The sequence below is a fragment of the Serratia sp. NCCP-200 genome, assembly GCF_059697885.1.
Genome location: NZ_BAAKUJ010000003.1, coordinates 483,041 through 503,895, shown reverse-complemented (window position 1 = coordinate 503,895; position 20,855 = coordinate 483,041). Strand labels below are relative to the sequence as shown.

The following is a 20,855-nucleotide window of genomic DNA, read 5'->3' as shown; positions in this document are numbered from 1 at the left end:
TATGAACATGACCGCAAAAGCCAAGACCTTCCAGCTTGCTGAAACCTCGTTTGCCCAACTCGGCTATGTGCAGTTTGCCGACGAAAAAAGCCTGGCGCAGGATCTGACCGAACTGCGCAATCTGCTGCAAAACGCCATGCAGTTGGAGCATGCGACCATTCCCCCCTATCTGACGATGCTCTATACCCTGGATGACGACGTTGACTGGCGCATCATCGAAACCCTGCGTTCGGTGGTGGTGGAGGAAATGCTGCACTTCACCCTGACGGCCAACCTGCTCAACGCCATCGGCGGGACACCCGCAGTCGATTCGCCCGATTTCCTGCCCAGCTATCCAGCGCGGCTGCCTTACGATATTGATGATATTGAAGTGAATCTGTACGGCTTCTCCAAAAACGGCATCTTCCAGGGCATGGTGATCGAGCATCCGAAAGATGTCCGGCCGCGCGCCATCGCCAATGAAGTCCCCAGCGATATGACCATCGGTGAGTTTTATCTTTACATCGAATCGCGGCTGCGGGCAGCGGTGGAAACCCATGGAGAACGGGCGATTTTCTGCGGCGATCCGCAGCGCCAGATCCCGCCGGATGTTTTCTACTACGGCGGCGGGGGCAACGTACTGAAAGTGAGCGATCTGAAATCCGCGATAGCCGCCATGAAACTGATCACCGATCAGGGCGAAGGTACAGAAAACGATATCTGGGTCGTGGATGAAGATGAGTTGGCCCACTATTTCCGTTTTAGCCAGATCTACAATGAACGGCTGTATCAAAAAGGCGATACCGTGGCCAGTGGCCCTACCGGCGCCCCCTTCCCGGTGCCGTGGAACAAAAGCGTGCTGATCGACAGCAATGCCAAGGTCAGTGATTATCCACCCGGTGAAGTTCGTGACGCCATCATCCGGTTTAACCAGCGTTATTGTCAGTTACTCGGCGATCTGCAAACTGCATTTACCGGTGCCCCAGACAAGTTGATGGCCGCCGTGGTGGCAATGTGCGCGCTGCGGGATGATTTCCGCGCCATAACCGCCAACCCGTTCCCCGGCAAGGAGTTATTCCACTGCGCCCCCACGTTTGAGTACAGCGTGGCTAACCACCAGCCGCTGGGTAAACAGGTGTTGATGGCTGCTCCGGCCAACGCAGCCGTAACCATAACCGACAGTGCTGATGCCAGTGCCAGTGCCAGTGCCAGTGCCAGTGCCAGCAATGAGGCCACTCTGGATAAACTGCAGCAAGCCTATTCCACCGGTAACCTGCAGTTGGCACTATCCTGCATGAGTGACGAGGTGATCTGGGATATCTCCGGCCCCAGCGAATGCCCCTATCTGGGCGTGTTCTACGGCCATGAAGGGTTTACCCGTTTTTGGACGCTGCTCGGTGCAACGGTTAATTTTGGCAGCGCGGGCGTCGAGAAATCCTTCTTTAGCGGCGATCAGGCAATGTCCTACGGAGGCGAACAAGGCACGACCAAATGCGGCCGCGTGCCCTATCGCTACGACTGGGCGATCCGTTATCAATTCAATGAACAGCATCAAATCACCCTGATGCGTCAGTACTTCAACCCACTGAACATTCTTTCGGCGCTGAAGGCCGCGCCTTATCCGGTACCGGCGGCTTGCCCACACTCGGCCAAACCTCAATCCCAACAACAGTAGGAACCACGCACATGTCTAATCAGCAAAATGATTTACCCAGCATCCCGTCGCCGTTCACCATGCCGTTCTACTACGCCTCACTGACCAACGTTGGCGTGTATTATCTGGTGCCGTTGAGCCGCGTGGAACCTTATTTGCAGGGAACCGGGCTTAGCCCGGCGCGGTTTGGCGATAAGGCGATGGTGAGCTTTAACTTCCAATTGTATGCCGGGCAGTTTGCCTCTGGCATCAATACCCCGCCGGAGCAATGGGGCAGCAGCGGTGCGGCGATCACCCAGGAGCTGGAGCTCAACATTGTCGCCTATCCCGAGCACCGTAAAGACCAGTTGGCCCCGATTGGCTATCAGGAGTTTATCCAGGACGGCGATCAAACCAAGCTGTACGGCAACCATCGCGTCTGGGTGCCTTGCGATGCCCCCATCGCTATCGCCGCCGGTGAGCAGCTGTTTGGCGAGCCTAAATTCCAGACCACTTTCAAGGTCAATTTGGCCTCGCAAAATCCGGTGCGGACCAACTCTGCGGTCTATCAACCCGAGTGGGTGGAAACCTGGGGCTTCCGGGTGGACGATCCCAAGGATGCCAACACCGCGATCTTCACCTGCATCGTCAACACCCTGGGCATCAAGGCGATCCCGGGCAACATCTCGCCAATCACCGAATACGGCGTTCACGACAACAAACTGATCGGTTGTCGCTGGAACATCCTGCAGGCGATGGATACCTATTTCCTCAACGGCGGCCACGCTGAGGCGGTAAAACTGGTGTTGGGGACCAGCAGCCACCCCATGCGTAAAGATCTGGATCAGTTGATCGGCGGTTGTGCCCCGGTGGCGGTACAAACCCTCAACTCAGCCCCGGCGGCCATCCAAAGCCGCGCCTATTACCCATAGCCGTTTGCCCCGCCGCCGGTTCGGGGCGGGGATGATTTTTCGCATGTCACGTTCCGGGAGCCAACTATGAGTGAAGTCGACAATATCTACTTTTCCCGCTTTGCCCAGATCAAGGGGCAGTCTTTTGACTATATCGTGATTGGTGGCGGTGCCTATGGCACCAGCTTTACCCACCGGGTGCTGCAACATAATCCCCAGGCCCGCATTCTAGTGCTGGAGAAAGGCGATTACCTGATCCCCGACCATATTCAGAACATTCCACCGGCCTACATCAAACTCAACACCAGCGTGGGTATCCGGCCATGGACCTATCATGGCTCTGCCGATATGAAACTCAGCCTCAACTTTATGCCGCAGATCCCTTATGTGGGCGGCCGCGCGCTGTTTTGGAACGCCTGGACCCCGCAACCCGATAGCAGCGAAATGCCGGACTGGCCACCACAGGCGATCGAACGTCTGGATAATCAGTGGTATCCCACCGGCGAATTTATGGGGAGGCGCTACTCCCTGGACATCCCCGGCAATCGCAACCAGTCGCTGAATCGTTTTATGGGTGAACGTCTATTCTCGCAGTTGGCCAATATCAGCGGAGCCAAGCCGCAACCAAGCCCGAGCGCGTTGGACTCCGCCATGGCAACTGGCCAGGGAGTGGCACCAGAGGATTGGGCCAAGTTCTCGCCTATTTCGGTACTGGTGAATGATGTGCAGGCTTACGCCTCACTCAAGGTAGTGGTTAATGCCGAAGTGGAAAAATTGATTACAAAAGGTGACGTTGTCACCGAGATCATCACTAAAGAAGGGTCACTCAGCGTCGGCAACGCCAAAGTGATTTTGGCCTGCAATACCCTGGAAGCCGGGTTTATCCTCACCAAGTCTTTCCCAGACGATAAGCTGGTGGGAAAAAACCTGTGCGGCCATATCCGTTCCTGGCTGGCCGCCCGTATCCCCGCCAGCAGCCTGCCGGCATTGACCAACCAGTTGCAAACCGTGGCCTATTACCTGCCCGGCATCGATAAAACCACTAACCGCCTGATGCACACCCACATCAGCGTGGTCCATAACCCGCAACCGGCAGAAAGCTACGACGTGTTGTACCGTATCCTGCCAGATGCTTCTTCACCAGAAGCCGTTGCCACTTATCAGGACCCTGACTACGTGGTGATCATGCTGCATTCCATGGGGGAGTTCCTGGGGGAACGTTCGGCAAACTCGTGGAATTACGTCACGACTAACCCGCTGGGTGAGGCCGAGGTGTATATCCAGATGAAAGAAACCGACCGTCAGTTCTGGGATGCGATGGATAAAACCACCTATGACGTGATGTACGCTCTTGCCGGAGATGCCCCTCTGGAGTACCAGCACAATAACCCGGACGGCAGCTTCACCTGGGAACCTTCACCGCCAGACAATATTCGCAATCAGGGATTGGTGCACGAAGCTGGCACCTTATGGATGGGGGATGATCCGGCCACCTCGGTCACCGCCCTCAACGGTCAGATGCACCGTTACCCGAACGTATATGGGCTAGGCAGCATGTTGTTCCCCCGCCCAGGCTCGTGGAATCCAACGCTGACCGGCGTAGCCCAGTCTTTCGCCCTGGCCGATGAACTCAGTGGCCCACATCAGGATCAAAATCAATGAAGCGACGTAAACTGAAAATTGATGTGCAGAAAGTCCCCAAATCCTACCGCGCCTATCTGGAACTGTTGGCCAGCAAGGGCGAAGTGGTGGCGATCCCTGACGAGGTGGATTGGTATCTGGAGATCGGTGCCATTCTGCGCCACTCCTGCGAAACGGAAAGCCCGATGCCGCTGTTTAGCAAGGTGAAGGGCGCACCCGGTTTTCGGGCAGCAGAAATGGGCCCGACGGTCAGCCGCGTGCCGGGTAAACGCTGGCAGCGTCTGGCGCTGATGCTCGGTTTGCCGGACGATGCCCAGTTGCTGGAGATCCAGGATGCCTTTCTGGATGCCATCGGTCAGGAGCCGCATCCACCAGTGATGGTCGACCCGGCCACCGCCCCGTGCAAGCAAAACAAATGGGTGGGCGATCAGGTGGATATGACCAAAATCCCGGCCCCTATCCTGCACGACGGCGACGGTGGCCGCTATTTCCAGACAGCCGGAGCCATCATGGTGCGTACCCCACCGGGTGAGCCTGTACCGGAAGACGCCTACACGGTAGATAAGGACGCCTGGACCAATTGGTCATTCAGCCGGGCGATGATCGCCGGTTCGCGGCCGCAGAATAACCCAACGCCAAAACCGCCTCACGCCAGTTCGGTCGGCGTACCACACGGTAATGGCCCGCATTATTCGAAGAACAATATTGTCGGCCTGTGGTTGCCTTTCCAGCATAACGGCATGATCTACAATATGTGGACGGCCCAGGGGAAAGACTGCCCGTTTGTGATTGCCCTTGGGGTGCCCCCGGCGGTCACCATGCTGCTTTCTGCGGCTCCGCCTGCCTGGCATGATGAATACAACTATGCTTCGGCGTTCCTTGGCCACGGCATCGAGATGGTGAAAGCGGAAACTTGCGATGTGCTGGTGCCTGCCGAATGTGAAATCATCATCGAAGGCTACGTCAGCGCGGATAAATCCGTGGCTGAAGGCCCGTTTGGCGAGTTCCCCGGCTACCTTTCCAACCAGTCCAGCCTGAAACCACTGGCGAAAATCACCTGTGTCACCTTCCGTGATGAGGCTATCTTGCCGATCTGCATTCCGGGTGTTCCGATCGACTCTACGTTGATGCTCGGCTGCTTCTGTTTATCTGCCACCGCCAGAGTGTATTTTGAAAAGTCCGGTTTGCCGATCATCGACTGTTTCAGCCCGCTGGAGGCCTCTTCCCATTGGCTGGTGATCCGGGTACGTGACGACTGGCATAAAATCACCGGCCTGACGGTCAAAGCCTTTATCGACAAGATTGCCGAAGTGTTCTGGACCAACCATATCGGTAAAACCACCGCCAAGTTGATCATCGTGGGCGAAGATATTCCCCCTGATGACAGCAACAAAGTGACCTGGGCATTGGCGACGCGCAATAATCCGGTGCAAGGCGTGTTTCACTATCCGCAATATGACTCCGACGGTACCGGGTTACAGATTTACCTGGATGTGGCCACCAAACTACGCGGGCGCGGCGGCTTGGTGGCCTACAGTTGCCTGCAGATCCAGCAGCAGGTTAACCAGCCGTTGGAGCAGGTATTGAGCTTTGCCACCAATTATCCGCTGCCGCTTCAGGAGAAAATCAAAAGCAAATGGTCCGAATGGGGATTTGATCGCTAAAAAACCGTCCCCGCACCTTTTAGGTGGTGCGGGGATCGCTGTGGCAAGTAGACTTACTGCACCACGCATTTGGCAGCCACTTTTGGGTAATCCTGCAGGGTGGCTACGTTGGCCGGTAAACGGTACTGCAGTGAACAACGCTGATTGGCTCCCTGCCCCCATTTCACAGTCAGTCGCCCCTCCTGTGCCAAACCGCGCGTAAAAATCAGGTCACCCTGGCCGACCATCGCCAGGTATTGGCCCTTGTCGTCCAGCACTTCGGCACCCAACGGGATCGGTTTCCCATCCGTACGGCTAGCCTGCAACATCACCGGCGCGCCGGTCTCAGTTTCGTACTTCAGCATGGTGATGGCCCCGGCGCTGGGAGCCACCTGCTGAGAACTGCCCTGGATCTCGACGTTCTGCGAAGTCCCTTTCGGATCGAGCGCAATTTCGTTCTGACGGTAAGGCATCAGCCCGGAGACGACCCCGAAGCCGTTACCCTGTACCGCAGCCCCGACGTTGCTGCTGATGGTTGCCCCTTGCGCACCTTTGGCCTCTACCACCGCCATGGTTTCCCCCTGATACTGCGTAAAATTGACACCCCCCGGGTGGGCGACCACGCTGCCGCTCAGCCCCAGATTCAACTGGCGGGCGTTATTGCCAGTGCTGGCCCCGCCGCTCATCACCGCATAGGGTGAGCTGTACTGCACATTGCCGCCCAGCGAGCTGGCGCTGTAGTTGTCCGCCCGGTTGTTGCTGCCAAACGCATTGTAGTTCAGTTGGTTATTTTCACCCATCGTTCCGCTCAGGGTCGTTTGCGCAGTGGTGTTCTTGCTGTCGCTGTAATTCAGCGACGTCGTCAGCATCGGCGCCCGCGACTGGTTGCCCAGTGGGATGCTGACGCTGGCCAGATATTGCGTATCCGACTGCCCCGCTGAACCGAGGGTCCGGCTGATGCCTACGTTGAAGTTACCCCACTTGTAGCTGTTGCCGTAACCGGCCTGGAACGTGGTGCTGGTACCCCCACCGTTATGCCAGTAGTTCTGCGCCGAACCGCTGAAGAACAGGCTGCCGTACCCGTCGGCCAACGGCTGGTTGACGTTCAGTTGATAACGGTTACGTGGCCGAGAGGTCTCTGAAATATCACCAGCCAGACCGGGCAGGCTCCCCGCCTCGTTAAACGTGGGCGTCTCGCTACTGCGCGCCCGGGCAAAATCACCGAAACTCAGGTAGCCGTCGCTCGAAAAACGGTAGGCCGCCAAGGTAAAGTTGGTACGCGTTTCAGGCAGCAACTTGCTGTAGGTCGCCCGGTAACTCTGCCCCTGCATATGCTCATCGATCCCGGCGGTATTGCCCTTTAAACCGCTAGCCCAGGACTGGGTGATATCTACCGCCACCGCGCCCAGACCGGTGTTCAACGCCAGCCCCCCCTGCAACGACTGATACTTATCGGCCACAATGCCGCCCGTGTAGGCCGTCACCAGGTTGGAAATCCCCTGCTGCCAGGTGCCCAGCAAGAAGCTGGGGGCTGCGTCGAGCGTGCTGTCACGATATTTTCCCGCTGACAGGTTGAAACGTGAAATCCCCGGGCGCAACATTTGTGGTACCGCCGCATAGGCCACGGTAAAGCTGCGGCTCTGGCCGTCGGCTTCGGTTACCGTCACCAGCAGATCGCCTGAGTAGCCGGTGCTATGGAGATCGTCGATAGCAAACGGGCCTGGCGGCACGCTGGTCTCATGGATCACGTTGTTGCCCTGGCGCACGGTGACCTTGGCATTGGAATTGGCGATCCCGCGGATCACCGGTGCAAAGCCGTTCTCGGTATCAGGATTCATACGGGAGTCACTGGTCAACTGCACGCCGGTGAACGGCACGCTGTCAAACTGGTCACCCGGCGTGAAGTATTGCCCCACCGAGAACTGCGCCCTGAGCGGTGCGATCGAGCGCTGAGCGTAACTACTGATAGCCTGATAGTGACCAGAATTGTTGCTCCCATCCGTCCGGGTATAGCTGCTGTTATGACGCAGCCGCCAGGCCCCAAGGTTCACTCCGCTGTTAAAACCACCGAAATACTGGGTGGTATTGTCCCCATCCCGGTTATCGGTGTGAAAAGCGTTGAGGTTATAGCCGACAAAACCGGCGGTGACGCCATGATCCCACAGTTCGGGCGCGACCACGCCACGGCGTGAACCGATAAAGGCTTGGGGTACGGTGATCTCCAGCATCAGTTCACCGGTATTGGCGTTTAACTTGAAACCGGGAATGAATTTCTCGGCGTCAAAGCACTTCTCGTTCTTCAGCGCCTGTTGCGCCAGCGCCGCCTCGGGGAGTTTGCTGGCATCCAGCCCCCATTGCAGTACCTGCTCAGGGGTAAAGCAATAGTTCACCCCCACCTCGGGGACAGTATGGGTTACCGCGATCTCCTGGCGGCCCACCCACAGCTCATTGACGTACACATCAAAGCGATAGTGGCCGGGGCTCAAGGTGTTACCTTTGCTGAAACGCGAGAGGTCGGCCGCCTGGCCGCTGAGCCCGCGGAAAAAACCTGGGTCGAACTCTGCCAACTCCGGAGAGTCCTGGTCTGTAGCATGGGCAGCCGTACTTACCGCCATCGCCAACAGGCTGGTCACAAAGATCTGACGAGTCTGGCGAGGAGTAAATACGTTTAAGAAGCCAGCAAACATGACTATTTCTCCGAAGTTGGGTGGTGCTAAAAGAGGTAATAAGCAGTAAATAATTGCTTTTTTTAAAGGTATCCATTGTGGATACCTTTAAAAAATCAGGGACACCGTGACTACCAGTATCCCCAAGGGGATTAGTTGTAGTTCATTGAGAGTTCAACGTGTGAGACCACCTGACCAGCAGACGCACCGCCATCCTTGGAGTAATACTGTGCGAAGAACTTCAAGGTCCCGGCTTCGCCGACGATTGGGGTCGTTACCGTGTCTGACGCCAGGTTGAGCGCGGTACCCGCAGCATCGAGCAACTGAACCTCCACGTTGGTGGCAGCGTTGGTGGCAGCCAGGTTTTTCATGTTGCCTTCGGCGCTGATGTTCGGGCCGTTTTCGAAAGTGGCGGTTGCACCGGTGGTGCCCACATCACAGCCAGTCAGCTCGAAGGTCACTGGCACACGGCCAGCCCATGAACCTGCACCGGTCAGGGCAGACTTGGACAGAGTTGGCAGAGTGACGTTCTTGACCGCTGGGCTGCTGGCACCATTGATCAGGCAAGTGCTTTCAGTCAGTTCACCGGTGATATTGATCTGCGCATCGTAGGCAAAAGCGTTGCTTGCCAGACCAGTCAGGATCAGAGTTGCCAGGACAGTTTTGATAGAGATTGCTTTCATGTTTTAAATTCCTTGGTTTAACTAGTGAGTATTCAGTACAACAAATTGTTGTTGATTCAAATTCAGTTAGCGGTAATTAACGCCATTGGGTCATGATTGAAAAACAGTTCTAAACTCGTATGCTTCACAATTTAAAATATATTGCCACATTGCCGTTCAAAATAAATAAGGATATCCTTATCTCATTACCATTCAGTGATGACTGGCTGTTCACTTAACGCCAGGAAATAATAACAATAGAATTATAAACAAAAACTAAACAGAAAATTCCCAATATGATTTAAATCAATTTTTAATTTAAATACAAATAAAATCAATTGGTTGATTAAATTAAAACCAAAGAAAAAAGGATATCAATCTATTAACACAATGCCAGCATCAGTCTGTTTGTTTAAATAAAGAAAATTGATATAAGGAAAACCTTATTAAGGCGGGATTATTGTTTTTGTTTGTTACTACTCACGGGGTCTAAATGCACTACGCGAAAAGTGGTCAGGCTGGGATCTTTTCCTCAGCTAATAAAAAAACCGGCAGTTCGCCGGTTTTTTTATGGCAACGATGCTGTTACTGGTAGGAGAAAGTCACGGTGGCCCTGCTCCTGATGTTTCCCGCCACCATGTTTGACTCTGTCTGAACGTATTTGGCCTCCAGCGGGATGTTAATGGTCTCTTTGCCTCCGCTGCCAGCGGTCCCGATATACCACTGGTTGGTATTTCCCGACGCCGCGGAGTCCGGACCAAACGCAATCGCCTGGTTATTCCTGAGTATCTGCACGCCCACGCCTGACGCCGTGCTACCCGCACCCAACGAAAGCGTATTGCCGGTATTGCTCGGGTCGTTGGCATCGGTCATGGTGGCATACAGCTTGACCCCGCTGTCGCATAGCGTTGACAGCGTGAAATTATACCCGACAGCTGATAATGAGCCCGGGCCGGAGAACTGGTTTTTGGTGACTCGCGGCAGCGGCACATTCTGCGTCGTTGCGCTGGTCATCTGACAGGTTCTGGCCGTAATGGTCACTGTAGTGGTGTTAAGCGTCATCACGCTTATACCGGTGGACGTATCCGGCAGAGAACCATTGGCATAAACACGGACCAGATTCTGACTGGGGATTTGATAAACACCGGTAGCCAGGCGCCCGGTCACGATCAGTTTGGCCTGCAGGGATACCCCCATGCCCTGTGACGGCACAGGGTTTGGTTCGAAGGTAGTGATTTGGTTTACCGGCGAGTAGTTCGCCGCCGACGTCGCCTTTATCCCGATAATGATGCCTATACCCGGTACATTAGTAGAAAATACCGGGTAAGTGAGTCCGCCCTCGGTATAGGTAATACCTGGGATTAGCTGCGACCCTCCCTGCGAGATCATCAATAATGTAATACCTGTGCGAATTAGACAGTCAGCACCGCCGCTAAACAAAGTGGGGTTGGTCGTGACGGCTCCCCAGCCGCTGCTTATAGGCTGACCGATGGTAGGGCCGTCTGCCCCGCCGTCAAACACCAGCGCAGGGAACGTGAGGGAGAGCGACGGCGGCACATTGCATATAGTAGTAGTAGCATACCCCTGAGAGATACCCAGCACCGCCAGCGCCAGGGTGCCTAGCGAGAGCGCAGCCAGTCTGGCGCGCGATGTCTTCTGCGTTACTGCTTTTTTTATCGTTTTCTGAATGTTGCTACTCATCATATGGATCCTGCGTTATTCGTGTTGGTCATGGCATGCTGCCCCCGTGCGTAAAACCCGACGTGTATTCTGTTCAGGGAACCAATGAGGTGGTCTGCTCAACGGCCGCGCCGTAGTCGTTGATCCAACTGTACGTTACGTTGGCTTGTCCTGCCGGTAACGCCCCCGTGCCTTTCAACGTGATATTCTGGGTACTGAACGGTGCCAAGGTTTTCCCTTCGGCATCTTTAAATGACGCGCTGCCACTTTTCAAGGTGACAGTGGACAACGAGACATAGAACGGGCTCTTGTTACGAACCTGTAGCTCAACACCACTCTTACCAGACGCTCCCCGTGACCAAGCAAGGGATTCGGCAGCCTTGACCGGGTTACCTGCCAGCCCTTCAGGGCGGTAAAAAAGTTTGATACGCGAACGATAAGCCACCTGCATCACGTTGGCATCAGCATCTTTTGGCAACGGTGGCACGTCGAGCAGGTTGAACCAGAAGATAGACTCCCGATCTTTAGGCAGTGCTGCGCCGGTAAACACCACGCGGAACGCTTGCCCTTTGTTGGGGTCAATACGCACCAGCGGTGGCGTTACCAGGAACGGGGCATTGGCGGTATCGGCACGGCTATTAGGGTCGCCCCGGTCAATCCACACCTGCACCATTGAGGGTTCTTTCCCCATATTGGTGGTTTTTACGGTGATTTCTCGATCTTTTGCCGGGTAAACCAGCCGGGTACCGGAAATGACCACGTTGGCTTGTACCTGAAACACCCAACTGCACAGTATGGCAAAAAGAAGGGCTATAATCCGCGATCTGTTCATGATTGATATCTTCCAAAAAGAGAGTAAGAGAAAAGCAGGTCTTGCAATAATCATAGCGCTTAAAAACAACTATGTAGGATAAGGTTTGCTGCCTAGCGTAGCCGGGCAGCAATCGTGTCTACAGCTCGCACTTCGCAGCGACTTTTGTGTAGCCCTGCATTTTGTCCAGATTAGCGGGTAAGCGATACGCCAGTGAACAACGCTGATTGGTGTCCTGCCCCCATTTCACCACCAGTCGCCCCTGAGGATCCAAACCGCGCACGAAGATCAGGTCGCCCTGACCCACCATCGCCAGATACTGTCCCTTGTCATTCAGCACTTCGGCACCCAACGGGATCGGTTTGCCATCGGTACGGCTAGCCTGCAACATCACCGGCGTGCCGCTCTCGGTCTGGTATTTCAGCATCGTGATGGCCCCGGCGCTGGGAGCCACCTGCTGAGAACTGCCCTGGATCTCCACGTTATGCGAAGTCCCTTTTGGATCGAGTGCGATTTCGTTCTGGCGGTATGGCATCAGCCCAGAGACCACCCCGAAACCGTTACCCTGAACCGCTGCGCCGACGTTGCTGCTGATGGTTGCCCCTTCTGCCCCTTTGGCCTGCACCACCGCCATGGTCTCACCTTGGTACTGTGTGAAGTTGACACCGCCCGGATGGGCAACCACGCTGCCGCTCAGCCCCAGGTTCAACTGCCGGGTGCTATTGCCGCTGCTGGCACCGCCGCTCATCACCGCATACGGTGAGCTGTACTGCACGTTGCCGCCCAGGGAATTGGCGCTGTGGCTGTCAGCCCGGCTGCTGCTGCCAAACGCGTTATAGCTCAGTTGGTTATTTTCGCCCATCGTACCGCTCAGGCTGGTTTGCGCCGTGGTGTTCTTGCTGTCACTGTAGTTCAACGAGGTGGTCAGCATCGGCGCACGCGCTCGGCTGCCGAGGGGTATGCTGATGCTGGCCAGGTACTGCGTATCCGACTGTCCAACCGAGCCGATAGTCCGGCTGATGCCTACGTTGAAGCTCCCCCAACGGTAGCTATTACCATAACCAGCCTGGAATGTGGTGCTGGTGCCCCCACGATTATGCCAGTAGTTCTGCGCCGAACCGCTGAAGAACAGGTTGCCGTATCCGTCGGCCAACGGCTGGTTGACGTTCAGTTGATAGCGATTACGCGGCCGGGCAGACTCTACAACGCTGCCTATCAGGCCGGGCAGACTGCTCATTTCATTAAACGTGGGCGTCTCGCTACTGCGTGCCCGGGCAAAATCGCTGAAACTCAGATAGCCCTCACTCGAAAAACGGTAGGCCGCCAGGGTAAAGTTGGTGCGCGTCTCATACAGCAGCTTGCTGTAGGTCGCTCGGTAACTCTGCCCCTGCATATGTTCATCGATCCCGGTGGCATTGCCCTTAAGGCCGCTGGCCCAGGACTGGGTGAGATCCAGTGCAAACGCTCCGATGCCGGTGTTCAATGCCAGCCCGCCCTGCAACGACAGATATTTCTCTGCCACAATGCCGCCCGTGTAGACGGTCACCAAGTTGGATATCCCGTGCTGCCAGGTGCCCAGCAACAGACTGGGGACACTGTCGAGCGTGCTGTCGCGGTATTTCCCCGCGGACAGGCTGAAGCGCGAAACACCTGGCCGCAACATCTGCGGCACCGCCGCATAAGCCACGGTAAAGATACGGGTCTGGCCGTCGGCTTCGGTTACAGTTACCTGCAGATCGCCGGAATAGCCGGTGCTGTGGAGATCGTCGATAGCAAATGGGCCAGGCGGCACGCTGGTCTCGTGGATCACGTTGTTGCCCTGGCGGATGGTGACTTTGGCGTTGGAATTGGCGATCCCACGGATCACCGGCGCAAAGCCGTTCTCGGTATCGGGGTTCATGCGGGTGTCGCTGGTCAACTGCACGCCGGTGAACGGCACGCTGTCAAACTGCTCCCCCGGCGTGAAGTATTGACCCACCGTGAGTTGTGCTTTGAGCGGTGCAATAGAACGCTGAGCATAGGTACTGATGGATTGATAGTGGCCGGAACTGCCGTTACCGTCAGTACGGGTGTAGCTGCTGTTATGACGTAATCGCCAGGCCCCCAGATTAACCCCGCTGTTAAAACCGCCAAAATACTGGGTGGTATTGCCCGCTTCCCGGTTACTGGTACGGAATGTGTTCAGGTTATAGCCGACGAAGCCTGCGGTGACGCCATGGTCCCATAGCTCGGGTGCGACCACGCCACGGCGTGAGCCGATAAACGCCTGGGGCACGGTGATATCCAGCATCAGTTCCCCGGTGTTGGCACTGAGCTTAAAGCCAGGAATGAATTTATCGGTATCAAAGCATTTTCCACTCTTTAACGCCTGTTGGGCCAGCGCCGCCTCGGGGAGTTTGCTGGCATCCAGACCCCATTGCCGTACCTGTTCAGGAGTAAAGCAATAACTCACCCGCGCCTCTGGGACGGCCAGGGTTACGGCAATTTCCTGGCGCCCCACCCACAGCTCATTAACGTACACATCAAAGCGATAGTGGCCGGGAGCCAAGGTGTTGCCTCTGCTGAAGCGAGAGAGATCGACCGCTTGGCCGCTGAGCCCACGGAAAAAGCCGGGGTCAAATTCTGCCGGTTCAGCAGCGTCATTGTTTGCAGCATGGACAGTCGAACTTACCGCCATCGCCAACAGGCTGGTCATAAAGATCCGCCGAGTCTGACGATGGGCCACTACGTGTAGGAAGCCTGCAAGCATGAATATTTCTCCAAAGATTGGTGGGGTCAAGAGATAACCAGCAATGACCAAATTCCATTTTTTTAAGGGCACCCTATTGCGGATGCCCTTAAAAAAAGAGGGGATACCAAAACCGCGGGTATCCCCCAGGGGAATTAGTTGTAATTCATTGAGAATTCAACGTGTGAGACCACCTTACCAGCAGTAGCCGCACCATCTTTAGAGTAATACTGGGCAAAGAACTTCAGGGCCCCGGTTTCGTTTACGATTGGAGTGGCTACGGTGTCTGATGCCAGGTTGATCACGGTACCCGCAGCATTCAATAACTGTACCTCGACGTTGGTTGCCGGGGTGGCAGTCGCCAAGTTTTTCATGTTGCCATCAGCGCTGATGTTGGTGCCGTTTTCAAAGGTCGCTGTCGCGTTGGTGGCATCACAATCGGTAAACGTGAAAGTGACAGGTACACGACCAGCCCAAGAGTCCGCACCGCTCAGTGAAGACTTGGACAGGGTTGGCAGAGTGATATTCTGGACTGCTGGGCCTGTTGTGTTACCGTTGATGACGCAGGTGGTTTCAGTCAGTTCACCGGTGATATTGATCTGCGCATCGTAAGCAAAGGCGTTGCTGGACAGACCGGCCAGGATCAGGGATGCCAGGGTAGTTTTGATGGAGATTGCTTTCATGTCTATATTCCTTGTGTACATAAAGTTAAATAAACACAGCAAATCATTTGCTGTGCCTTTTTCATTTTTTAAACTGGATTGCATTGTTAATGGTTAATTACATTAAACCATTAGTGCGCGGAAGCTTAGCTTCTTATATCGAGGAGAGATGGTTCAGTTATTTTAGTAAATAAGAATGGCCTTATTTTCACTTTACCACTTCCCTGTAGCAAGTTGCGATTCCGATAACGCAGGGAAATCCTAGCACGAGAAATAAAATAAAGTCCAAATAAAAAATCAAGATTAATCCTATTCATGAATTATTATAAAAAGGTAACAGGGGATTGCGTGGAAATTATATTTTATTATTGAATTTCAATAAACAAACTGAAGTTAATTACATTTTTTAATAAAAAAATAGCTCTATGTAAGATAACTCACAACAAGAATGCGGCTTTTATCTTGCCGTGTTAAAAGTACGTAAGTAAGAATGTGTCTACAAAAGTAAAGGCGAAGACATTAGATGGAGCATTTCGACAAGGTGCCTACCCCCATTTGCTGGCGTGATAGGCTCCTGGAGCTATTGACTGGCTTGGCCAGTAGCAAGGAAAATGAGGTTACTTGCCCTCACCGTTGCTGAAAAACGCATCAATATTGAGATCGTGATTAACCACCTCACCATTGAGCGATCGCACCAGCAACTCACTTCCTAACAGTTGCAGTGAGAGTACGGCATCGGGTTTGACGCGTTTGATCTTGTTCATATTCTGGCTTTCGTTGACCAACGTGATGGTTTTGGTGTCTGCCCCACCCACCTCTTTGGCAGCCAAGATGATGAAAGCGTTAACCGCATCGCTTTCGGTCAAGGCAACAATGTATTTCGCCTTTTCTGCCCCGGCTAATGCCAGCGTCGCAACGGCGGAAGGATCGCCTTCAACCACATCCGCATGGTCAGGGTAATGTTGCTTATTGCCTGGCTCGCAAACAATGGTCACGTTACCGCCGCTTTCAATCAATCCCTGATAGACATTTTGTGCCAATGAAGAGGTACCAACAATAATATAGTGATTTTTGCGAACCATGTGAGAGAACCGCCCTTTGATAATACGTTGAAGATTTTGGCTGATTAGCACGCCAGCAACCGATGCCAGAGAAGCGGCAAAAACCGTAATGCCAAAGATAATCACCGTGAGAGTGAACATTCGCGCAGCAGTAGTATGCGGAATGATATCGCCAAAGCCGACAGTAGACATGCAGACCACGGCAAAATAAAACGCCGTAGGCAGGTCGGTGACCGCGGGGGTGAATTGATCGCCAATGTACAGCGTTCCTAACATACTGTAGACAATCAATGAGGCTATGCTAGTGACAGCAAAAAAACTGGTACTCGCCAGCTTTCGTTGGTCGAAACGGCGCCAGTAGATGATCATCCCCAATAGGGTGAGCAGTGAATACCCTGCCAACACAGTGATTTGCCTATAGATAGCGATATCAACGATGACGATACAACTGAGCAACAGTAACGAGAAAAACCAGGCAATACGCGTTCTTAACAGCAACATCCCCGCCATAAAGAGCAGCACGGTGCCAATCATAAAGCGTGGAATATCCATCGCATCAAGAAAGCCCAGAGCCTGTTGCCAGGTGCTGAAATTTTCCACAAAATCATGAGAATGCTGCAACCCGTGCCACAGGATCGGGCTAAGTACCAAGTAGCCATTATGCGCAACCATCAACGCCAGGATAAACGTTGGTGGTACGTATTTTTCTATTGTTCTCACGATTTTCATAACTTTCATCATTTCAACACCATGACTTGGCCGATGGCCTATTTATAGCGGGCTGTGACTTAGCGTGCCCGATGGGTGAACAAAAAGTAGCACCTTGAATAATGAATAAACTTCCCAACGAATATGCCTGCAAAGAGTCCGCCAGAAACGATCGCCAAAGCGCGCCAACCTGGTTGCAGTAATGTGTCTGGCGATATGGAGGCGATGACACCAAGAATATACTTGGTAACGAACGCGATCATCATCAGAGGTAAAACCGAATAATCAGCAGGCCGGCTTATGCTGCGCGGCTCACCGCTCGCTTCGATTCGCGCCGGGTTTACCAGCTTGTAGCCGATGAAAGCCCCCAAAGCCAGCCCGCCGCACCACATCAATAGGGCGATAACGGTGAGTTGATGGCGTTCCACCAGATCATAAATATCCCAAAGCAGAAAAACGAGCGGGATGATAGCCAGTTTTTCGAGGGAAACTGTGGCGGGCTTTCGAGCTTTTAGCCCTCTGAGTAGCAGGAAGATGAAAAGCACATAAACCCACGCGGGAGTTTTAATCACGACGGCATAAACAAACTCAATCATCTAAGCTCTCCTTTCGTCAATCCGTTCCTAATCTCGCCCAATCGCACTAGCGGCGTTGCGCCAACCAGACGGTACGTCCACCACAGTCCGGATCTTCCACTACCATTTTCACCACGCAAAAGCCCTGCTCTTGCAATAGCTGCCGATATTCTTCGGGGGCCAGGCTGGAATGATAAAGGGCTTCGCCTTCAAATGTCCCTATCGCTTCACCATCGCTGGTACCGCTGGTGAACATCAATGCGGCCTGGCTATTGGCATGTTGCCGGAAAATGTTAAACATCTGGCGCTGATCTTCGCGCGTCAGATGGAAAAAACTGTCCCAGGCAATTAGCCCATCAAATTTGTCTGCTAGCGACAGGGTTCTCATATCGGCCACAGCCCAGCGCTGTTCCGGGAAGCGTTGGTGGCAACGGTCGATCATCGGCTGCGAACTGTCCACACCCGTTATCTGAGAGCCCTGGCGGATAAAATAGTCGGCGATCGGCATGCCGTTGCCGCAGCCAATATCCAGGATCCGTCCGTTGTTGGGCAACAGGCTCAGGAAGCGCTCCAGCCAGGGTTGCTCAAACAGCGTGGTGGACCGCTTCTGCTCAAACGCCCCGGCATGCCGTTGATAGATACCGATGATGTTATCGGCCATTGAGTTACTCATCCGCGTTCCTTCATCAAGATGAATGTTCTTCTTCATCAACCAGACTTTTTGCCCGTTGCTTCATAAACACCACCTCTTTCGGGCTGGACAGGTTGACGTTATGAGCACGCAGGAGCTTCAAAATATTGAACAGCAGATCGCTCTTAGTAGAGCCGACCATGCGTGGGCTGGCAACGTAACCGGTCACGCTGAGGATAATCCCATCTGGGCCGAGCTGGCTGAAACGAACGTACGGGGCAGGTGTTTCCAGAATGGATTCGTGTTCATGGTAGGCACTCAACAACACGTTACGTACCTGCTCGGGATCGATATCGGTGGGGAAAGTCAGCGCGACGGTGACCACCCCTTGAGCATTCCCCATGGTGGCGTTACGCACGTTCTGCGAAATTAGCTGAGAGTTTGGCACTATCATGGTCGAGCGATCGCTCAGTTGGATCTCGGTGGCGCGTACATTGATGCGCCGTACATCCCCTTCAACCCCACCGATACCAATCATATCCCCGACCTTAACCGGGCGCTCAGTTAACAGGATCAGGCCAGAGATAAAGTTCTTCACGATTTCCTGCAGGCCAAAACCGATACCTACCGATAGCGCACTCACGATCCAGGCCAGGTTATTCCACTGGATACCCAACGTCGCCAGCGTGATCAGGATCAACAACACATAGCCGACGTTGCTGAACAAGGTAACCAGCGAGGCGCGGATACCGATATCACTGATGGTTTTTGGCAGCAGCTCATGGCTTAGCCAACGTTGCGTGACCCGCAGCACATAGATACCGATCGCCAGGCAAACCACCGCATTGAGCAGGTTGCTTGGCACGATATTCAGCCGCTTCAGGCCTTCGCCGCTCAGGATGGCGACAATCTTTTGCAGCAAGGAGTTGGGCGTGGTGGTGCCAAAGGAGCCATTAATCAGGGCAACAATCATCAACAATATCAAAGAACATTTGGACAACGCCGTGAAGATGACGGTCAGTTGCTCAAGATGACGATCTTTAAAGTGGAGCGATTTTTTCAGTGCCCGCCCACTGGCAGTTTGGGGGGAAAAGATGGCCGTACAGAAATCGGTAGCAAAGATCACCAGGAAATAGAACGCCATCAGTACCAGTGCCCCCCAAATCAACTGATAGGTCAGGAAGCGAGCGAAAGCCACATAGCCAATCAACAGTGATAACAGGATCACGGTTGCCGATACCACAATAACGATATGGACTATCCCGGCAATCACCGAGCGTTTTTCCAGATGCATCCCCTGCTGCTCTAACTTATAGCGGATACGCCGTGCCCGAACCGGTATTGCGAACAAGATTAATGCCATCAATGCGGTAGCCAGACCATTACCTAGCACCGTGCTGCCAAGACTGGCACCAATCACGTTATTAACCAGTTCCACGGTGCCAAAAGCCATGGCCAATCCGGCCAATAACGGCGACAGGAAACGCATGCCGCTCGCAATGGCATCATCCATCTGCGCCAGACGCCATGATGGGCGGCTCAACGAAAGATACGCCCTGCCTAATCCCGCGATCAGCGCGCAGAAAATCCCCAACTGCATAAATCCATCGGCGAAATCCTGGACCTGAGACGTCAGCGGCTGAACACGAGCAAACGCTGAAATCAGCAGATTTAGCGCCAGCGTGGTGGCAAACAACGTGATCAGCACGGTCATTAATGCCATAAAACTGCGGCGCAAGCGGCCGTCGGGTAAATAGCGGATACACACCCAGGCAAAAAACTGCTCCACGAAATAACGCCCGAGAGACCAGCAAGCCGCAGCCAGGATCAGTAAAGCTATCGTCCCGTAGCGCCATTCGTCTTGCCAACTGGCTTCCAGGGTTTGCTCCAGTTGCTGCTTAAAGTCATTAAGACGAGCTAAATCCTCAACCTGTGAAGAAGACTCTGGTAACCAGAATTGCGAACTAAGAATACTGCCGGTATTCAACGCCAGCTGGGATTTGAAGGCCACGCGGCGAAGATCGGTAATTTGTTGTCCTAAGTCGAGCGCCCCCGTTCTAATGGCTTGCGAGCGTTTTACGGCATCGTCCAACTGTTTTTTGGCATTATTGAGCGTATTGCGTTGTTGCACCACACTGGCGGTTTCGGTCATTACTCCAGGTTCAGGCTGCGGGCCAAGCACGTCTAACTGTGCCTGTAACTTCACCTGCATGGGTTGCAGGTCGGTGGTCAGCTTTTCTGCGTCCGTGGCCAAGACCTGCGTGGCTTCAAACAGCTTGTTCAACTGACCATCTGAGCCCGCCTTTGAGACCTGCTGTTTAATCGTATCCAGTTGTTTTTGATAATTTTTCAGTGAGGCCGCTATTTCCTGCGGGCTGAGTTCAACCGCAGCCGCACTCTGCTGCGCTGCATTGGCTAACGGAGCCAGCGGTAAGCCGAACAACAAAAAGGTGAACAGGAAAATCTGTAATGACTTGCTCATAACGGTGAATGCTCAGCATGGGGTTGGCGATAAACGCAACAGGCGAAACGATGAATATCATTGCGCCTGAACAACAATAAGCGGTGAGTATAATAACAAGCTATTCAGTGAAAAAGCGCATTAATCCTAGAAGGTTAGTAGAAATTTTAGCTTACGCCTCACTTGCCCTTATTAATAGAGGGAATGAAAATGAGTGAACGGCCCAAAACGTAACCCAACCCATTGTTTCTCTAAGTGGGCGACGCATGCAGCGCCCCTACCTACTAAGTAGGTGGAGATCTGTTAGTAACCTCAAACTAAAGGTAGGCCAGTAGCAGAAACCGCAAATCCCCTTTATAATCCGTTCACCTATCAACCAAAAACTATGAAAAGGAGGTCCCCA

14 protein-coding genes are annotated in these 20,855 nt (G+C 53.8%); 4 read left to right on the top strand and 10 right to left on the bottom strand.

Features of this window, described 5'->3' with window-relative positions:
- The first annotated feature begins 1 nt into the window (after position 1).
- The 4 genes from AC6HVW_RS12490 to AC6HVW_RS12475 all read left to right on the top strand — a co-directional run bounded on the left by AC6HVW_RS12490 (position 2) and on the right by AC6HVW_RS12475 (position 5,828).
- Entirely contained in the window at positions 2-1,654 is a 1,653-nt protein-coding gene (locus AC6HVW_RS12490) for a ferritin-like domain-containing protein (protein ID WP_497569451.1), read from the top strand.
- A gap of 11 nt (positions 1,655-1,665) precedes the next feature.
- The gene (locus AC6HVW_RS12485; RefSeq protein ID WP_071683568.1) at positions 1,666-2,544 is read left to right on the top strand and encodes a hypothetical protein; all 879 of its coding nucleotides are present in this window, start codon (positions 1,666-1,668) and stop codon (positions 2,542-2,544) included.
- Between the two features lie 66 nt (positions 2,545-2,610).
- Positions 2,611-4,185 carry a GMC oxidoreductase gene (locus AC6HVW_RS12480; RefSeq protein ID WP_071683569.1) on the top strand — a complete coding sequence of 525 codons (1,575 nt, stop codon included), beginning with the start codon at positions 2,611-2,613 and terminating at the stop codon, positions 4,183-4,185.
- The gene (locus AC6HVW_RS12475; RefSeq protein WP_071683570.1) at positions 4,182-5,828 is read left to right on the top strand and encodes a UbiD family decarboxylase; all 1,647 of its coding nucleotides are present in this window, start codon (positions 4,182-4,184) and stop codon (positions 5,826-5,828) included. The genes AC6HVW_RS12480 and AC6HVW_RS12475 overlap by 4 nt, the downstream gene beginning before the upstream one ends.
- 53 nt (positions 5,829-5,881) lie before the next feature.
- On the opposite strand, the gene AC6HVW_RS12470 is transcribed toward AC6HVW_RS12475, so the two are convergent.
- From AC6HVW_RS12470 to AC6HVW_RS12425, 10 genes are all read right to left on the bottom strand, one after another.
- Positions 5,882-8,494 (bottom strand): fimbria/pilus outer membrane usher protein, encoded by a 2,613-nt coding sequence (locus AC6HVW_RS12470; RefSeq protein ID WP_222436362.1) that lies wholly within the window; start codon positions 8,492-8,494, stop codon positions 5,882-5,884.
- 131 nt (positions 8,495-8,625) lie between these two features.
- A complete protein-coding gene (locus tag AC6HVW_RS12465; protein WP_071683571.1) occupies positions 8,626-9,156 on the bottom strand; it encodes a fimbrial protein in 531 nt (176 codons plus the stop codon).
- A gap of 564 nt (positions 9,157-9,720) precedes the next feature.
- The gene (locus tag AC6HVW_RS12460) at positions 9,721-10,836 is read right to left on the bottom strand and encodes a fimbrial protein (protein ID WP_071683572.1); all 1,116 of its coding nucleotides are present in this window, start codon (positions 10,834-10,836) and stop codon (positions 9,721-9,723) included.
- Between the two features lie 73 nt (positions 10,837-10,909).
- Positions 10,910-11,647 carry a fimbrial biogenesis chaperone gene (locus AC6HVW_RS12455; protein WP_071683573.1) on the bottom strand — a complete coding sequence of 246 codons (738 nt, stop codon included), beginning with the start codon at positions 11,645-11,647 and terminating at the stop codon, positions 10,910-10,912.
- Positions 11,648-11,765: 118 nt separating this feature from the next.
- The gene (locus AC6HVW_RS12450; protein ID WP_261397456.1) at positions 11,766-14,375 is read right to left on the bottom strand and encodes a fimbria/pilus outer membrane usher protein; all 2,610 of its coding nucleotides are present in this window, start codon (positions 14,373-14,375) and stop codon (positions 11,766-11,768) included.
- Positions 14,376-14,509: 134 nt separating this feature from the next.
- Positions 14,510-15,037 (bottom strand): fimbrial protein, encoded by a 528-nt coding sequence (locus AC6HVW_RS12445; protein ID WP_059200781.1) that lies wholly within the window; start codon positions 15,035-15,037, stop codon positions 14,510-14,512.
- Positions 15,038-15,633: 596 nt separating this feature from the next.
- Positions 15,634-16,806 (bottom strand): voltage-gated potassium channel protein, encoded by a 1,173-nt coding sequence (gene kch / locus AC6HVW_RS12440; protein WP_186486827.1) that lies wholly within the window; start codon positions 16,804-16,806, stop codon positions 15,634-15,636.
- Between the two features lie 59 nt (positions 16,807-16,865).
- Positions 16,866-17,381 (bottom strand): hypothetical protein, encoded by a 516-nt coding sequence (locus tag AC6HVW_RS12435; protein WP_186486800.1) that lies wholly within the window; start codon positions 17,379-17,381, stop codon positions 16,866-16,868.
- A gap of 46 nt (positions 17,382-17,427) precedes the next feature.
- Positions 17,428-18,033: a class I SAM-dependent DNA methyltransferase gene (locus AC6HVW_RS12430; protein WP_186486801.1), complete on the bottom strand. Its 606-nt coding sequence runs from the start codon at positions 18,031-18,033 to the stop codon at positions 17,428-17,430.
- A 13-nt stretch (positions 18,034-18,046) separates the two neighbouring features.
- The gene (locus tag AC6HVW_RS12425) at positions 18,047-20,473 is read right to left on the bottom strand and encodes a DUF3772 domain-containing protein (protein WP_186486802.1); all 2,427 of its coding nucleotides are present in this window, start codon (positions 20,471-20,473) and stop codon (positions 18,047-18,049) included.
- Between the last annotated feature and the right edge of the window lie 382 nt (positions 20,474-20,855).

Excerpts from the sequence above, each read along its gene's own strand:
- AC6HVW_RS12490 (WP_497569451.1), top strand. The coding sequence starts at position 2 with ATGAACATGACCGCAAAAGCCAAGACCTTCCAGCTTGCTGAAACCTCG.
- AC6HVW_RS12485 (WP_071683568.1), top strand. The coding sequence starts at position 1,666 with ATGTCTAATCAGCAAAATGATTTACCCAGCATCCCGTCGCCGTTCACC.
- AC6HVW_RS12480 (WP_071683569.1), top strand. The coding sequence starts at position 2,611 with ATGAGTGAAGTCGACAATATCTACTTTTCCCGCTTTGCCCAGATCAAG.
- AC6HVW_RS12475 (WP_071683570.1), top strand. The coding sequence starts at position 4,182 with ATGAAGCGACGTAAACTGAAAATTGATGTGCAGAAAGTCCCCAAATCC.
- AC6HVW_RS12470 (WP_222436362.1), bottom strand. The coding sequence starts at position 8,494 with ATGTTTGCTGGCTTCTTAAACGTATTTACTCCTCGCCAGACTCGTCAG.
- AC6HVW_RS12465 (WP_071683571.1), bottom strand. The coding sequence starts at position 9,156 with ATGAAAGCAATCTCTATCAAAACTGTCCTGGCAACTCTGATCCTGACT.
- AC6HVW_RS12460 (WP_071683572.1), bottom strand. The coding sequence starts at position 10,836 with ATGAGTAGCAACATTCAGAAAACGATAAAAAAAGCAGTAACGCAGAAG.
- AC6HVW_RS12455 (WP_071683573.1), bottom strand. The coding sequence starts at position 11,647 with ATGAACAGATCGCGGATTATAGCCCTTCTTTTTGCCATACTGTGCAGT.
- AC6HVW_RS12450 (WP_261397456.1), bottom strand. The coding sequence starts at position 14,375 with ATGCTTGCAGGCTTCCTACACGTAGTGGCCCATCGTCAGACTCGGCGG.
- AC6HVW_RS12445 (WP_059200781.1), bottom strand. The coding sequence starts at position 15,037 with ATGAAAGCAATCTCCATCAAAACTACCCTGGCATCCCTGATCCTGGCC.
- kch (WP_186486827.1), bottom strand. The coding sequence starts at position 16,806 with ATGAAAATCGTGAGAACAATAGAAAAATACGTACCACCAACGTTTATC.
- AC6HVW_RS12435 (WP_186486800.1), bottom strand. The coding sequence starts at position 17,381 with ATGATTGAGTTTGTTTATGCCGTCGTGATTAAAACTCCCGCGTGGGTT.
- AC6HVW_RS12430 (WP_186486801.1), bottom strand. The coding sequence starts at position 18,033 with ATGAGTAACTCAATGGCCGATAACATCATCGGTATCTATCAACGGCAT.
- AC6HVW_RS12425 (WP_186486802.1), bottom strand. The coding sequence starts at position 20,473 with ATGAGCAAGTCATTACAGATTTTCCTGTTCACCTTTTTGTTGTTCGGC.